Source organism: Pseudonocardia sp. (assembly GCF_050250275.1).
In the GTDB taxonomy this organism is placed as follows: Bacteria; Actinomycetota; Actinomycetes; order Mycobacteriales; family Pseudonocardiaceae; genus Pseudonocardia.
This window is the reverse complement of record NZ_JBFWOY010000005.1, coordinates 106975-120834: the sequence shown is the minus strand read 5'-3', so window position 1 is coordinate 120834 and position 13860 is coordinate 106975. Positions and strand designations below refer to the sequence as shown.

9 protein-coding genes are annotated in these 13860 nt (G+C 73.8%); 6 read left to right on the top strand and 3 right to left on the bottom strand.

All coding sequences use genetic code 11. From position 1 onward, the window contains the following. Nucleotides 1–46 precede the first annotated feature (46 nt). On the top strand, nt 47–1693 hold the full coding sequence (locus AB7F12_RS07095; RefSeq protein ID WP_428500853.1) for a right-handed parallel beta-helix repeat-containing protein: 1647 nt from the start codon (nt 47–49) through the stop codon (nt 1691–1693). 6 nt (nt 1694–1699) lie between these two features. Here the strand turns inward: AB7F12_RS07095 and galE are convergent, their stop codons facing one another. The 3 genes from galE to AB7F12_RS07080 are packed head-to-tail and all read right to left on the bottom strand — an operon-like array spanning nt 1700 to nt 5560. Then, nucleotides 1700–2710, bottom strand: coding sequence for a UDP-glucose 4-epimerase GalE (gene galE / locus AB7F12_RS07090; RefSeq protein WP_428516316.1), 1011 nt, complete (start codon nt 2708–2710; stop codon nt 1700–1702). Between the two features lie 19 nt (nt 2711–2729). After that, complete coding sequence (locus AB7F12_RS07085) at nt 2730–4562, bottom strand: glycosyltransferase family 2 protein (protein ID WP_428500092.1); 1833 nt, start codon at nt 4560–4562, stop codon at nt 2730–2732. A 29-nt stretch (nt 4563–4591) separates the two neighbouring features. Then, complete coding sequence (locus AB7F12_RS07080; RefSeq protein ID WP_428500093.1) at nt 4592–5560, bottom strand: UDP-glucuronic acid decarboxylase family protein; 969 nt, start codon at nt 5558–5560, stop codon at nt 4592–4594. A 95-nt stretch (nt 5561–5655) separates the two neighbouring features. Between AB7F12_RS07080 and AB7F12_RS07075 the strand changes: the two genes are divergently transcribed. The 5 genes from AB7F12_RS07075 (at nt 5656) to purF (ending at nt 13712) form a co-directional block, all read left to right on the top strand. Further along, nucleotides 5656–6996, top strand: a complete 1341-nt coding sequence (locus AB7F12_RS07075; RefSeq protein WP_428500094.1) for a UDP-glucose dehydrogenase family protein — start codon at nt 5656–5658, stop codon at nt 6994–6996. A gap of 52 nt (nt 6997–7048) precedes the next feature. After that, nucleotides 7049–9331 carry a phosphoribosylformylglycinamidine synthase subunit PurL gene (gene purL / locus AB7F12_RS07070; RefSeq protein ID WP_428500095.1) on the top strand — a complete coding sequence of 761 codons (2283 nt, stop codon included), beginning with the start codon at nt 7049–7051 and terminating at the stop codon, nt 9329–9331. Continuing rightward, nucleotides 9324–9656: a sterol carrier family protein gene (locus tag AB7F12_RS07065; protein WP_428500096.1), complete on the top strand. Its 333-nt coding sequence runs from the start codon at nt 9324–9326 to the stop codon at nt 9654–9656. Before purL ends, AB7F12_RS07065 begins: the two co-directional genes overlap by 8 nt. Nucleotides 9657–9795: 139 nt before the next feature. After that, nucleotides 9796–12012, top strand: coding sequence for a putative bifunctional diguanylate cyclase/phosphodiesterase (locus AB7F12_RS07060; protein ID WP_428516320.1), 2217 nt, complete (start codon nt 9796–9798; stop codon nt 12010–12012). Between the two features lie 122 nt (nt 12013–12134). Beyond that, nucleotides 12135–13712, top strand: a complete 1578-nt coding sequence (purF, locus tag AB7F12_RS07055) for an amidophosphoribosyltransferase (RefSeq protein ID WP_428500099.1) — start codon at nt 12135–12137, stop codon at nt 13710–13712. The last annotated feature ends 148 nt before the right edge of the window (nt 13713–13860 follow it).

Below are 13860 nucleotides of genomic sequence, written 5' to 3'. Positions count from 1 at the left end.
GCTGCGGCCCTAGAATTCCAGCCGGCACCAGCGCGAGGAGGGCACGGTGGCGGGTCCTCGTGCCCGATGGGCGGCGGCGGCGACACTTGTCGCGGCGCTGGTGGTGTCGTCGTGCTCGGCCCTCGGTGGGACGCCGGGCGACCGCACCTTCTACGTGAGCCCGACCGGTGACGACGCCGCCCGCGGCACCTCCGAGGGTTCGGCCTGGCGCACGCTCGACCGGGCGTCGTCGGCCAGGCTCGTGCCCGGCGACCGGCTGCTGCTGGAGGGCGGTGCCACGTTCGTGGGGCGGCTGCGCATCGACCCCGAGGACGCGGGCGACCCCGCCCGGCCGGTGGTCGTCGGCAGCTACGGCGAGGGCCGTGCCCGCATCGAGAGCGACGGGGACTCCGCGGTGCTCGTCGTCGACACGGGCGGGGTCCGGATCGGTGACCTCGTCGTCGCGGGTCCGGGGAGCGCCGTGGCCGGATCGGCGGGTGTGCGGCTCTACAGCGGGCTGCCCACCGGGCGGATGCTCGACGGCGTCACCGTGGAACGGGTCGACGCGAGCGGCTTCGTCAACGGCGTCGAGATCGGCGCTGCCCACACGGGCGCCGGGTTCCGCGGCACGGTCGTCGACGACGTCGTCACCCACGACAACCGCGACTCCGGTCTCGCCGTCTACGGGCCGGAGCTCGACCCGGCCGCCCCCGCGTACGCGCACGAGGGGCTTACCGTCACGCGGGTCACGGCGTTCGGCAACCACGGCGACCCGGCCAACACACGCCACAACACGGGCAGCGGCATCGTCGTCGGCAGTGTCCGCGGGGCCACCGTGTCGGGTTCGGTCGCACACGACAACGGCGGCGCGGGGGGCTCCGGAGAGGGCCCGGTCGGCATCTGGGCCTACGACTCCGACCTGGTCGTCATCGAGCACAGCCTGTCCTACCGCAACCGCACGGCCAGCAAGGCCGACGGCGGTGGCTTCGGGCTCGACCAGAACACGTCGAACTCGGTCATGCAGTACAACCTGTCCTACGACAACCACGGCCCCGGCTACCTGGTCTACACCGGCCAGGACAACGCCGTGCACCGCGGCAGCGTCGTGCGGTTCAACATCAGCAGCGGTGACGCCCGCCGGTGGAGCATCTACGGCGCCATCACCGTCCTCGGCCGCACCGACGACGTGCGCATCCACCACAACACCGTGGTGATGGCGCCGCAGACCAGCGACCCGTCGTCGGCGCTGCGGCTGGGCCCCGGCATCTCGGGGATCGCGGTGCGCGACAACGTGTTCGTCAGCCGTGGCGCCGGCCCGCTCGTCGTCGCCGAACAGGACATCGGCCGGGCCACCGCGGTGCTCGCAGGCAACGCCTACGTCGCCGACGGTGTGCCGTGGTCGGTGCGCTGGGGCGGGGCGGTGTTCGGCACCGCCGGGGCCTGGCGGGCAGGCACGGGACAGGAGACCGAGGGCGGGGAGCCGACGGGCGTCGTGGGCGACCCCCTGCTGTCCGGTCCGCTCCTCGGGCTCACGGCCACCGCTGTCGACGACCCGGCGGTCGACGCGGGCTTCGTGCCGGGGCCCGGCTCACCGCTGCTGGGTGCGGGCCTGGACGTCGCGGCGCTGCTCGCACCGCAGACCTCGCTCGTCGACCGCACGGGCGCCCCGGTGCCGCTGACCGGCTCGGACATCGGTGCGATGCAGCGGCGCTGAGCCGCGTCAGCCCGGGTAGCCGTCCGGGTGCCGCTGCTGGAACCGCCACGCGTCGCGGCACATCGCAGCCACGTCGAGGCGCGCCCGCCAGCCCCAGTCCCGCTCGACGACCGCGGTGTCCGCGACGAGTTCGGCGACGTCGCCGGGGCGGCGGTCGACGACGTCGCAGGGGACCGGCCGCCCGGACGCCGCGGCGAACGCCGCGACCAGCTGCCGGACCGAGGTGCCGACGCCGGTGCCGAGGTTGAGCACCCGCATGCCCGGCTCCAGCCGGTCGAGGGCGACGCGGTGCCCGTCGGCGATCTCGACGACGTGCACGTAGTCGCGGACGGCGGTGCCGTCGGGCGTGGGGTAGTCGCCGCCGAAGATCTGCAGCCACTCCCGGCGGCCGGCGGCGACCTGCACGAGCAGCGGGAACACGTTGGTGACGGCGCCGCGGGGGTCCTCACCGAGCAGCCCGCTCGGGTGCGCGCCGGCCGGGTTGAAGTAGCGCAACGCCACCGCGGCCAGGTCCGGGTGCCGGGCGGCGGCGTCGGCGATCACCTGCTCGCACATCCACTTCGAGCGCGCGTACGGGTTGGTCGGCCGGGCGGGGAGGCTCTCGTCGAGCAGACCGGTGCCGGTGTCGCCGTAGATGGAGCACGAGGAGGAGAAGACGAGCCGGCGCACCCCGTGGTCGAGCATCGCCTGCAGCAGCGTGACCGTTCCGCCGACGTTCGTGTCGTAGTACGCCAGCGGGATGGTCACGGACTCGCTGACGGCCTTGCGCGCGGCGAAGTGGACCACGGCGTCGATCCGGTGGGCGGTGAGGACGGCGTCGAGCCCGGCGCGGTCGCGGACGTCGACGCGGTGGGCCGTGAGCTTCCGCCCGGCGACGGCCTGGACGGCGTCGAGCGCGGCGGGCGAGCCGGCGGAGTGGTCGTCGACGACCACGACGTCGTGGCCGTGTCCCAGCAGCTCCACACAGGTGTGGGAGCCGATGAACCCGGCTCCGCCGGTCACCAGCACCGTGGCCACGGTGCACCTCCGATGCAGGTCAGGTCGCGAGGATGATCGAGACGTAGAAGGGGAACAGCACGGCCGGGACGGTGAGCAGCGCCCAGCAGACGACACCGACGAGCGCGGGTGCCGCCGCGGTGGCGCGCACGCCGGACCAGCGGCTCACCCCGCCCGCGCGGGCCGCCTCGACACCGTGCAGGACCGCGATGGCCGTCGTGACCGTCGCGTAGGCGATCGCGCCGAGCAGGCACAGCCCGACGTAGCCGACGGCGCCGGTGCGGGTCTCCCCGACGAAGGCGCAGACCGAGAGGGCGGCGGAGAACACCGCGTAGGGGGCGACGACCCGCAGGGGCAGCGGCTCCAGGCCGTCGCGCGCCTTGGGCGTGACCCGGAAGGTGATGGGTTTCGGCCGCACCCGCTGGACGACCGCCGCGACGACACCCCAGGCGACGTAGGGCCAGCGGGCCAGCGCGTAGAGCCAGTTCTCCCAGCTGACGACGGGTGCCCGCCGCGGGCGGAGCAGCCCGTTGCGGCGCAGCACGACCAGGACCGCGACCAGCCACGCCGACAGCAGCCACCAGCGCAGCAGGAACTCGACGTAGTCGACCTGCACCCACCGCATGCCGGTGACGGCGGCGATCGGCGGCAGCAGCAGCCCGGCCGCGGTCGTCACGACGAGCAGCGAGTAGAAGACGAGCGCGTAGAAGAAGCGCACCCGCAGCGGCCACGGGAGCCGGCCCAGGTGGCGTGGGACGAGGTCGATCAGCAGCGTCGTCAGGCTGCGTGACCACTGGAACTCCTGCGTCAGCATCGCGCCGACGGTCAGGGGGCCGTCGCCGTGCGCGGCGGCGTCGAGGGCGAACACGCCCTGCCAGCCGGCGGAGTTGAGCAGGAAGGTCGTCGAGAAGTCCTCGGCGAGCTCGGGACCGATGCCGCCGATGCCGGCCACCGCGACGGTGCGCACCGCGTAGTGCGAGCCGATGCACACCGGGGCCAGGCCCGCGGAGTGGCCGGCCTGGATGGCGCCGTGGAAGGGGGCCTCCCGGTGCAGCCGACCACGCGCCGACCACGAGCCGGTGCCCTCCTGGTCGCAGACGCTGGGCGCGGCGACGTAGCCGACCGCCGGGTCGCGGAACGGCCGCACCATGTGGGCGAGGTAGTCCGGGCCCGGAACGTGGTCGCAGTCGAGCTGGGCGACGACGTCGTAGTCGCGGTAGCCGCGGCGGTCGTAGAAGAAGGCGAGGTTGCCCTCCTTGCAGCGGGTGCGCCGCGGCCACGTGGCCCGGTGGTACGCGGTGACCCCGCGCCTGCTCGACACCCCGACTCCGCGGGCGTGGCACCAGCGCAGGGTCTCCGGTGCCGGGTCCTCGTCGCAGAGCCACACGTCGTAGCCGTGGGGGAAGCGCTGCGCGCACATCGCCGCGAGTGTGCGCCGCGCCACCGCCCAGGGTTCGGACGGCGCCTTCGTCACCACGAACGCCACGCGCAGCGCGGGCACGGGCAACGTGTGGTCGACGCGGCGCAGCCGGTTCGCGGTCAGCAGGAAGTAGGCGGGCAGCAACGTCAGGTAGGCGAGGACGGCGCTGTTGACCACCAGCCCCGTCCAGCTCGTCCGGTGCCCCGGTTGCAGCCACCACACCCAGAACGCGACGAGGCTCACCACCCAGCCCGCGCTCAGGACGGCCACGAGCAGCCGGTCGCGTCGCGTGAGCACGGGCACGAGCAGCCGGCGGCTCAGGACGCGGCGGGCCGGCGGTCCGGGTGCGAACGTCGGCCCGGACGGCGGGGCGTCGACGACGTCGCCACCGGACAGGTAGGCCAGGGCCGCGGCCGGGTCGTCGGGTGCGGCCGCGCGCGCCGGGGCGCGCACGTCCGCTGCGAGTGGATCCACGTCGGCGGTCAGGCGCCGGCGGCGCCGAGCGCCTCGACGGGCAGGACGTCCTCACGTCCGGCGAACCACGCGATGGTTCGCCGCAGACCCTCGTCGATGTCGATCACGGGCTCCCACCTCAGCCGGGTGCGGGCCGCGGTGATGTCCGGCCGCCGGCGGGTCGGGTCGTCGACGGGCAGCGGGAGGCGCACGACCGGAGCGGTCGAGCCGGTGAGGGCCAGGACCAGCCCGGCCAGCTCGGCGACGGTGCGTTCGGCCTGGTTGCCGAGGTTGACCGGCCCCGGTTCGCTGCCGTCGAGCATGGCGAGGATGCCGCGGACCAGGTCGTCGACGAAGCAGAAGCTGCGGGTCTGGCTGCCGTCGCCGTACACCGTCAACGGCTCGCCCCGCAGTGCCTGCGTCACGAACGACGACACGACGCGGCCGTCCGTCGGGCGCATCCGCGGCCCGTAGGTGTTGAAGATCCGGATGATCCCGACGTCGACGCCGTGGGTGCGGCGGTAGGCCGCGGACAGCGCCTCGGCGAACCGCTTGGCCTCGTCGTAGACGCTGCGCGGGCCGATGGGGTTGACGTTGCCCCAGTAGCCCTCGGTCTGCGGGTGCTGCAGCGGGTCGCCGTAGACCTCGCTGGTGGAGGCCAGGACGAACCGGGCGTTCTTGTGCATCGCCAGCTGCAGGCAGTGTTCGGTGCCGCGGCTGCCGACGGCCAGGGTCTGCAGCGGCCGGGCGTGGTAGTCGACGGGCGAGGCGGGGCTCGCGAGGTGCGCGACGGCGTCGACCTCGCCGTCCACATCGAACGGTGTGCTGACGTCGTGCTCCACGAGCCGGAACCGACGCCCGCCCGCCAGCGCGGCGACGTTGGCGGCGCGCCCGGTCGACAGGTCGTCGACGCACACGACGGTGTCTCCCCGCGCGACCAGCGCCTCGCAGAGATGAGATCCGACGAATCCGGCACCGCCGGTCACCACAACGCGCATGCGCACCTCGGGGGGTTGACGCAACTTGTGTACTACGTTCGGACGGTACTAGTGGTCCGATTGGACCAAATAGTCCCCCCTCGCAGGAGGTCGCGATGTTCGGACGGCGCATCGTCGTGGTCGGCGCCGGCTACGTCGGGCTCACCACCGCGGCCTGCCTCGCCTCGCTCGGCCATCGCGTCGTGTGCGCCGACGTCGACGCGATGAAGATCGAGCGGCTGCGCCACGCGGAGGTCGGGATCCGCGAGGAGGGGCTCGCCGAGCTGGTCGGCGAGGGACTGGCCGCCCACAGGTTGTCGTTCGTCGTCGGGGCGGGCATCGCGCTCAAGGAGCTGGAGGTCGACGACGGGCCCGCCGAGGTCGTGTTCCTCTGCGTCCCGACGCCGATGGGTGTCGGCGGGGTCGCCGACCTGGGCGCGGTCGAGGCGGTGATCGAGGAGATCCGCGACGACCTCCCGGTGGGGGCGGTCGTCGTCAACAAGTCGACGGTGCCGGTGGGCACGGCGGCGCGGACCGCGGAGATGCTCGGCCGTTCCGACGTCGCGGTGGTGAGCAACCCGGAGTTCCTGCGGGAGGGGTCGGCCGTCGCGGACTTCCTCGGCCCCGACCGGGTCGTCGTCGGCTCCGACGACCGGGACGCCGCCGCACTGGTCGCGGCCCTGTTCACCCGGCTCGGCGCGCCCGCCGTCCTCACCGACGCCGCCAGCGCCGAGATGATCAAGTACGCGGCGAACTGCTTCCTCGCGATGAAGCTGTCCTACGTCAACGCCCTCGCCGAGCTGTGCGAGCGGCTCGACGCCGACATCCACGCCGTCACCGAGGGAATCGGCTACGACCGGCGGATCGGGCAGGCGTTCCTCGACCCGGGGCCCGGCTGGGGCGGGTCGTGCCTGCCCAAGGACACCCACGCGCTGCTGCAGGTCGCCGACTCGGTCGACTTCGAGTTCCGGCTGCTGCGGGCGTCGATCGACACGAACACCCGGCAGTTCCAGCGCATCGTCGACAAGGTCCGCACGGCCGTCACCGGAACCCGCTCGGGCTCGCTGGCCCGCCGCCGGCTCGCGCTGTTCGGCCTCGCCTTCAAGGCCGGGACCGACGACGTGCGCGACTCGCCCGCGTTGCGGGTCGCCGCGCTGCTGCGTCAGGCCGGGGCCGAGCTGGCCGGGCACGACCCGGCGGTCGCGCCCGGCGCGCCCGGGATCGACCCGGCCGTCGTCACCCTGTGCGCCGACCCGTACGAGGCCGCCCGGGGCGCCGACGCCGTCGTCGTGCTCACCGAGTGGCCCGAGTACCGGACCCTCGACTGGGCGCGGCTCGCCGGGCTGGCGGCGCGGCCCGTCGTCGTCGACACGCGCAACCTCCTCGACCCCGCGGTCGTCGGGCTGGCCGGGTTCGCGTGGAGCGGTCTCGGGGCCGGGCAGCACGTGTCACGGTGAGGCCGGTCTCGGTCGCCGCAGGTCGCGCGGCTCCGTTGACTACCCTGATGTCGTGACCGGGACTGTTCCCCAGCTGGACTCCGTCGACTCCGTCGAGCGCGCCGCATCCACCCCCGACCAGCCGCAGCCCTACGTGGAGCTGGGTCTGAAGGACGACGAGTACGCGCGGATCCGCGACATCCTCGGCCGTCGGCCCACCGACGCCGAGCTGGCGATGTACTCGGTGATGTGGAGCGAGCACTGCTCCTACAAGTCGTCGAAGGTGCACCTTCGCTACTTCGGTGAGACCACCACCGACGAGATGCGCGCGAAGATGCTCGCCGGCATCGGCGAGAACGCGGGCGTCGTCGAGGTGGGCGACGGCTGGGCGGTGACGTTCAAGGTCGAGTCGCACAACCACCCGTCCTACGTCGAGCCCTACCAGGGCGCGGCGACCGGGGTCGGCGGCATCGTGCGCGACATCATGGCGATGGGGGCCCGGCCGATCGCGGTGGCCGACCCGCTGCGCTTCGGGCCGGCCGACGCACCCGACACCGCGCGGGTGCTGCCCGGTGTCGTGGCGGGCGTCGGGGGCTACGGCAACTCCCTGGGCCTGCCCAACGTCGGCGGCGAGGTGGTGTTCGACGCCAGCTACGCCGGCAACCCGCTGGTCAACGCCATGTGTGTGGGGTCGATGCGGGTCGAGGACCTGCACCTGGCGTTCGCGTCGGGCACCGGCAACAAGATCATCCTGTTCGGCGCCCGCACGGGTCTGGACGGCATCGGCGGCGTGTCGGTGCTGGCGAGCGAGACGTTCTCCGGCGACGGCGGCGGCCGCAAGAAGCTGCCGAGCGTGCAGGTGGGCGACCCGTTCACCGAGAAGGTCCTCATCGAGTGCTGCCTGGAGCTGTTCCACGCGGGGCTCGTCGTCGGCATCCAGGACCTGGGTGGCGCGGGCCTGTCGTGCGCCACGAGCGAGCTGGCCAGCGCGGGCGACGGCGGCATGTTCGTCGACCTCGACGCGGTCCCGCTGCGCGCCGACAACATGACGGCCGCGGAGATCCTGTCCAGCGAGTCGCAGGAGCGCATGTGCGCGGTCGTGCGGCCCGAGGACGTCGACGCGTTCATGGCCGTCTGCGCCAAGTGGGACACGATCGCGACCGTGATCGGCGAGGTCACCGAGGGCGACCGGCTGCGGATCGCCTACCGCGGTGAGACCGTCGTCGACGTGCCGCCGCGCACCGTCGCCCACGACGGCCCGGTCTACGAGCGGCCGGTCGCGCGGGGCGAGGGCCAGGACGCGCTGCAGGCCGACGTGGCCGACCGGCTGCCGCGGCCGGCGTCGCCGTCGGAGCTGCGCGCCGAGATCCTGCGGATGGCCGCCAGCCCGAACCTGTGCAGCCGCGCGTGGGTCACCGAGCAGTACGACCGCTACGTGCGCGGCAACACGGCCTCGGCCCAGCCTGCCGACACCGGCGTCGTGCGCATCGACGAGGAGACCGGCCGCGGCGTCGCGGTCTCGACCGACTGCAACGCCCGGTTCGCCGCGCTCGACCCGTACGCGGGTGCGCAGCTGGCGCTGGCCGAGGCGTACCGCAACGTCGCCGTCTCGGGTGCCGTGCCGGCCGCGGTCACCAACTGCCTGAACTTCGGCTCGCCCGAGGACCCGCACGTCATGTGGCAGTTCTCGCAGGCCGTGCGGGGTCTGGCCGACGGGTGCGCCCAGCTGGGCATCCCGGTCACGGGCGGCAACGTCAGCTTCTACAACCAGACGGGCGACCGCGCCATCCTGCCGACCCCGGTGATCGGTGTGCTCGGTGTGCTGGACGACGTCGCGCGGCGGGTGCGCAGCGGGTTCACCGGCGAGGGCGATGCCGTCGTGCTGCTGGGGACGACGCGCGACGAACTGAGTGGCGGCGAGTGGGCGCACGTCGTCCACGGGCACCTCGGCGGGCTGCCGCCGGCGGTCGACCTGGCCGCGGAGCAGCGGCTGGCGGAGCTGCTCGCGGCGGCGTCGGCCGACGGGGTGCTGCGCGGCTCCCACGACCTGTCCGACGGCGGCCTGGCGCAGGCGCTGCTCGAGGCGGTCCTCGTCGGTGGCCACGGTGCCGAGGTCGTGCTGCCCGCCGGGGTCGACCCGTTCGTCGCGCTGTTCAGCGAGTCGGCGGGCCGGGTGCTGGTCACGGTGGCCGACGCCGACGCGTTCCTGGCCCGCGCCGAGGCGGCCGGGGTGCCGGCCGAGCGGATCGGCACCACGGGTGGTGACGGGCTGCGGATCGAGACCCTCGCCCCGTTGTCGGCCGACGAGATGCGGGAGGCGTGGGAGGGCACGCTGCCGAGGCTCTTCGGTGTCTGACGCGGTCGACGCGTGGCTCGCGGGTGGGGAGCAGCCCGACCGGGTGACGCTCAAGGCCGCGGTGAAGGCGAGCCTCGCGCTGCTGGTCGAGCGGGCGCCCGGGCACACGGTCGAGGTGCGCGTTCCGCCGTTCGGCGCCGTGCAGTGCGTCGAGGGGCCCAGGCACACGCGCGGGAACCCGCCGAACGTCGTCGAGACCGATCCCAGGACGTGGCTCGCGCTCTCCCGCGGTATCCTCACCTGGTGTGATGCGGTTCACGCCGGCGTGCTCACGGCGTCCGGATCGCGCGCACCCGAGGTGGCAACGTTGCTGCCGCTGCGCTGACAACGGGTGACGGCTGCGTCACCCGCACGGATGATCCGCAACACCTGTCGGTGGTCAAACAACCGTCGGCGGTCGAAGATTGCGCCGCGGAGTGCGCGATCTTGCGGTCGTCACGCAACGGGCGACGGAGGTGACGGGCATGGTCGTGGCACGACTGCCCGGGCCGTCCGACCGGCCCGCCCCTGGACCCGGCCGTGCCCTGCGCGCCGTCGAGCCGGTCGAACCCGTGGGTACCGGTCCCAGCACGTCCGATCCCGCCAGCCGCCTCGCCGACCGCTGGGCCGACCTGCTGCCCGGCCCCGGCAGCCCCGCGATCGGCCAGCTCCGCACCCTGCTCCGCCGGCTGTCGACGGTCCTGCGCGCCGACCCCTTCTGGCCGCCCGCCGCCCGCCGCATCGGGGCCTCCTTCTACCACTGCGGACCCGCCGGCCGCCCCCTCGGCCCGGGCGGCCCGCAGCCCGAGGAACTCCTCCCACCGACGCTGGGCCTGCTGCGCAGCGACGCACAGGCGATGCTCGGCACCCCGGGGCCCGAGGGTGCCCGCCGCCTGGCCACCGCGCTCGACCAGCTGGTCGCCGGCTACCTCGGTGCGATGCGTGAACGCGCCGAGAGCGAACGGCAGGACCTGCTCACCGCGACCCGGTGGCCACCCGAGGACCTGCAGCGCGTCCTCACCGACGGCGACCTGCACTACCGCGCGCTCTACCTGCGCGGCCGGGTCGGCATCGCCGTCGGCAGCCTCGCCGGCGACGTCATCGACGCCAACCCCGCCCTCTACCGGCTCTTCGGCGCCGACGACCCGCCCGAGTTCCCGCACGCGGCCGCCGACTTCGTCCACCCCGACGACCTGGCCACGTTCGTCGAGAGCTACCACCAGGTCGTGTCGGCCGACGGGCCCGACAGCGTCGAGATCGACGTCCGGCTGGTCCGGCCCGACCGCATCGTCGTATGGGCGCGCGTCAACGCCACCCTGGTGCGCAACGACCGCGGCGAGCCCGACCGGGTCGTCGCCGTCGTGCAGGACATCTCCGAGCGGCACCGGCTGCACTCGCGGCTCGAACGCGCCACCACCCTCGACCGGCTGACCCGGCTGCCCAACCGCGGCGTCGCCGAGGCGCAGCTGAGACAGGCCTTCGCGCCGGGAGCCGCCCGCCGGGCCGGGCTGTGCGCCGTCGACATCGACGGGTTCCGCTCCGTCAACGACACCCTCGGCCACGCGGTCGGCGACGAACTGCTCTTCGCGGTGGCCGGGCGGCTGCAGATGGCGGCGGGCGACCACCTCGTCACCCGCACCGGGGGCGACGAGTTCGCCGTCCTCGCCGTCGACACCACCGGCGCCGACGACATGACCGCCCTCGCCGACCGGCTACTCGACGCGCTGGCCCCGCCGTTCCAGCTCGCCGGCCGGTCGTTGACGGTGACCGCCAGCATCGGGGTCAGCGAGGCGCCGACGGCCACGACCGTCCCCGAGGAGCTCATGCGCTCCGCCGACGTCGCGATGTCGTGGGCCAAGGCGCAGGGCGGTGGGCGCCGCGTGCTGTTCGACCCCGAGCGCGACGCGGGTGAGGCCGCCCGGTTCACACTGCTCGCAGCCCTGCCGGAGGCCGTCGACCGCGGCGAGTTCCGGCTCGCCTTCCAACCCCTCGTCCGGCTGCGTGACGAGCACGTCCTCGGCACCGAGGCGCTGGTGCGCTGGCAGCACCCCGTCGAGGGGGTCATCGGGCCGGGCCGGTTCATCGAGCTCGCCGAACGCAGCGGCGCGATCGTCTCCCTCGGCCGCTGGGTGCTGCGCGAGGCGTGCCGCCAGGCCGCCTGCTGGCACGAGCAGCTGGGCGAGGCCTCGCCGTACGTCAGCGTCAACGTCTCGCCGGTGCAACTGGTCGCGCCCGGCTGGTTCGAGGCCGTCACCGACGCGCTGACCGAGTCGGGGCTGCCGCCGCACAAGCTGCAGCTGGAGATCACCGAGCAGGCCGTCCTCGGTGACGAGGCGCTCGCCCTCGACGTGCTGGCCGCGCTGCGCGGCGCGCAGGTGCGGCTGGCCCTCGACGACTTCGGCACCGGCTGGTCGAGCCTGGCCTGGCTGCGGCGGCTGCCCGTGCACGCCCTCAAGATCGACGGCTCGTTCATCGACGGGCTCCGCCACACCGCCCCCGACCCGATGGACGAGAGCATCGTCCGCGCGCTGGTGGAGCTGGCCCACGCGCTCGACCTCGAGGTCACCGCCGAGTGGGTGGAGACGCGCACGCAGGCCGAGCGGCTCGAACGCCTGGGCTGCGACCTCGGCCAGGGGCGCTGGTTCGGCGACGCCGGCCCCGCGGCGTGGGTGCCCGACCTGGTGCGTCGCTCCCTGCGCTGACGGCCCTTTATTCCCCACGGCGGCGATCGGTGACGCCGGTCCCGTGGGATGGGTTCTGGCCCACGGGCCGCGTACGATCGGACCACGGTGTTGCCCGCCGTCAGCTGAGGAGAGTGTGTGCGTTGAGTTCCGGCAGGAACGAGCACCCAGCCCCCCACCCCGACACCGACGACGACGTCCCGCACGACGAGTGCGGTGTGTTCGGCGTGTGGGCGCCCGGTGAGGAGGTGTCCAAGCTCGCCTACTACGGGCTGTTCGCCATCCAGCACCGTGGCCAGGAGTCCGCGGGGATCGCCGTCTCCGACGGCCACCGGATGGTGGTGTTCAAGGACCTCGGCCTGGTGAGCCAGGTGTTCGACGAGCAGACGTTGTCGTCGCTGCGCGGGCACCTCGCCGTCGGCCACACCCGCTACTCGACGACCGGGTCCAGTACCTGGGAGAACGCGCAGCCGACGTTCCGGACCACGGCCACCGGCAGCGGTGTCGCCCTCGGCCACAACGGCAACCTCGTGAACACCGCCGAGCTGCGCGACGAGATCAACGCCCGCGGCATCGCAGGTGGCGCGTTCCGCGCGAGCACCGACTCCGACCTGCTGTGCGAGCTGATGGCCGCCGACGCCGCCGACACCGGCCTCGAGGAGGCCGCGATGCGTGTCCTGCCGCGGGCCCGCGGTGCGTTCTCGCTGGTCTTCGCCGACGAGCGCACCCTCTACGCCGCCCGCGACCCGCAGGGCGTCCGCCCGCTCGTCCTGGGTCGTCTGGAACGTGGGTGGGTCGTCGCCAGCGAGACCGCGGCGCTCGACATCGTCGGCGCCTCCATGGTCCGCGAGGTCGAGCCGGGCGAGCTCATCGCCATCGACGAGAACGGCATGCGCAGCTCGCGGTTCGCCAACCCCGAGCCCAAGGGCTGCGTGTTCGAGTACGTCTACATCGCCCGCCCCGACACGACGATCTCCGGCCGCTCCGTGCACGCGACGCGCGTCGAGATCGGCCGCAGGCTCGCTCAGGAGTACCCCGTCGAGGCCGACCTGGTGATCCCCGTCCCGGAGTCGGGCACGCCCGCCGCGATCGGCTACGCGCAGGGCTCGGGCATCGACTACGGCCAGGGCCTGGTCAAGAACTCCTACGTCGGCCGCACGTTCATCCAGCCGTCGCAGACGATCCGCCAGCTCGGTATCCGGCTCAAGCTCAACCCGCTGCGCGACGTCATCCGGGGCAAGCGCCTGGTGGTGGTCGACGACTCGATCGTCCGCGGGAACACCCAACGCGCGCTGGTCCGGATGCTGCGGGAGGCCGGTGCACTCGAGGTGCACGTGCGGATCGCGTCCCCGCCGGTGCGCTGGCCCTGCTTCTACGGCATCGACTTCGCCACGCGCGCCGAGCTGCTCGCGAGCGGCCTCGACGTCGACGGTGTCCGCCGCTCGATCGGCGCCGACACGCTCGGCTACGTGTCGATCGACAACATGGTCGCGGCCACCGAGCAGCCCCGCAGCCGGCTCTGTTGCGCCTGTTTCGACGGCGAGTACCCGATCTCGCTGCCGGACGAGGCCCGCCTGGGCAAGCACCTGCTGGAGCTGGGCGACGACCGTGGCACCGCCGACGGCGGGGCGAGCTTCGCCGGTGTCGCCGCGGAGGCCTCGGGCGATGCCGCGTCCATGTCGGTCGGCTACGGTGCGGCGGACGCCCTGCGCCGTCCCTGAGCGGATCCCGCGACCCGGGGTCCCGACCCCGGGTCGCCCGCGGGCCCGGACTCGACCTCGTGGTCGGTGACCGGCCATGATGATCCAGGCCGCCCGCCGCGGGTCCACCCCGGGCGGGCCCCGGCGCGGGCCACCGGCCGGAACCGCG